The following is a 2,471-nucleotide window of genomic DNA, read 5'->3' as shown; positions in this document are numbered from 1 at the left end:
AAACGTTTTTCATACTAAAAAAAGCGTACAATATTGTACACTTTCAAATTATTTTTTATTTAATTTTTCTACTATTCCAGTTCAAATGCTCCCGTATATAACTGATAATACTTACCACCTTTTGCAACTTCACTTAATGCAGTATAAGTACATCCATTTTTATGTGGACTTCCATTTATTAATAATACTTTCATTATAATATCCCCTTTATAAATTTTATACCTATACTAGTTTATCACTAATAAGTATAATTCTATAGTATGAAGGTTATTACTTCAACTTACATATTATTTCTTTATAAAATTTATATAAACTTATATTTTACATACTATATATATCAGAAAACTCTATATTACATCTTTCAACATGTTTATTTTTTCTGTCGATATCATATTCTTCATTACTTCCTTCTTTAAATTTAATAGGAATAGTAAATACAAATTCTGAACCTTTTCCTTCTTCACTATACACACTTATACTTCCACCATGCATTTCCACTAGATTTTTTACTATGGATAGCCCAATTCCGCTACCTTCACGTCTCCTAGTTAATAAACTGTTCACTTGTTCAAATCTATCAAAAATAACATTTAATTTTTCCTGTGGTATACCAATACCATTATCTTTTATGGATACAATAACATTTTCTGATGTTGTTTTAATATTCACATTAATAAATCCACCTTCTGGAGTATACTTTACTGCATTCGATAAAATATTTAGCATTATTCTTTCTATTTTGTCTGGATCACAATAAGTAATAACTTCTTCTTCATCTGTATCAAATAATAGATTTATTTTATTATTTTTTGTATAAACAACTACAGATTGAGTTATATCTTCTATTACATTTATAATATTCTGATTTGAGCATCTAAGGTTATATACTCCTATATCCATCTTATTTATATCAATAAGATTGTTTACCAGTCTCAATAATCTATAGGAATTTTGTTTTATATACTTACAATGTTTTTTTAAACTTTTAACATCAATATTATTATTCTCTATATTTCTACTAATTACCTGAGTAGTACCTAATAAAATATTAATTGGCGTTCTAAATTCATGAGACATATTTGAAAATAATTCATTCTTTGCCACTTCCAATTTTACGGCTTCTTCCAATTTTCTTTTTTCGTTTTCTATTTCCAACTTTTTAGTAATATCTCTAGCAACTGTTATATAAAGTTGTTGATCTTGTATATATTCACTACTCCATTCAAGGTAAATATCTTTTCCATTTTTATGTCTGAATTTAATAATATCTCTAGTCACTCTTCCTACTAAATCAGATTTTTTTACTTTATGAAAATCTTGTACCTGTTTTGGGTCTATAATATCAGTAATTTTCATGGATAGTAATTCTTCTTCACTCCATCCTAGAACATTTTCCCAGCTATTGCTTAAACGTTTTATATAATTATCAGCTCCCACTATTGCCATCAAATCTACTGAAATATTTAAGTAACGTTCTAGCTCTTTTTCTGTATACTTACGTTTATTACTTTCCATGCATACTTTTTCAGACAATCTTATATTTTTAATTGTCATGGCTATTATATTACATATATGTATCATAAACTCATCACAATTAAATCTTGGATAATTACCCTTTTTATAACTTATTCCTATTAATCCAATAAATTCATCATGCAGTTCTATAGTATAACTTCCAAAATAATCAAAATCATCAACCTGTAAATCATCTTTATTTAATATCATATGCAATTCTTCTTTGGCAATAATTGAGTTACAATAAGGTCTGTATATATGTGATTGCAACTCTTTCTTTTTCAATGTTATAAATTCATCCTTCTTTAATGGCAGTGCTATACTTCCTAAATTTATAGTTGACTTTAAATGCTCCTCTTTTTCATTATATATTAGTAATGACATTCCATCTGCTTTTGTATACTCAAATATATGTGTAGCAATGTCACTTAATGATTTCTTTGGATCATAGTTATATTTTTCTATTTCTTTTAAGTTCTTTCCAAGTATTGCTGTATTGTAATTTTTGTACAGCTCTTCTGATACGGCTTTTGTTAAGCTAATATCTTTACATGTTCCTACAATATATTTTGGATTTTCATTATCATCAAATATTGGTGCTTTATAACTTTTGTACCAACATTCATGACTTCCAACTATTGCTCTTTCATTAAATATTTTTGGTCTTTTAATCTTGAAAACTTCACTATTATTTTTTTCATAATTTTTATAAGTTTCATAATTCCAATGTTCATTATTATAAGTTTGAATTATATCTTCCTTCTTCTTATTTAACAAATCAGCATAAATTTTATTTACATATAAATATTGTCCTTTATCACTAACAATAAATGCAGAAGTATCCATATTATCTAAAAGATCTTCCAACATATCCATAGTATATTGTTTTGTATTTGCTTCTTTACCTATTATAAAAATACTTTTACTATTATCAAAATTATCTATAGTAACATTTG

2 protein-coding genes are annotated in these 2,471 nt (G+C 25.3%); both read right to left on the bottom strand.

The window, feature by feature from the left end; all coding sequences use genetic code 11:
- Positions 1-71: 71 nt before the first annotated feature.
- Positions 72-194: a hypothetical protein gene (locus NSA58_RS20805; RefSeq protein WP_330652610.1), complete on the bottom strand. Its 123-nt coding sequence runs from the start codon at positions 192-194 to the stop codon at positions 72-74.
- Positions 195-321: 127 nt separating this feature from the next.
- Positions 322-2,471: ATP-binding protein (locus NSA58_RS18840; RefSeq protein WP_257560842.1), on the bottom strand; the 2,150-nt coding region annotated here is incomplete at its 5' end.

The sequence above is a fragment of the Terrisporobacter muris genome, assembly GCF_024621905.1.
GTDB lineage: Bacteria > Bacillota > Clostridia > Peptostreptococcales > Peptostreptococcaceae > Terrisporobacter > Terrisporobacter muris.
The sequence above is the reverse complement of the archived record's forward strand: the minus strand, read 5'-3'. Positions and strand labels throughout refer to the sequence as shown.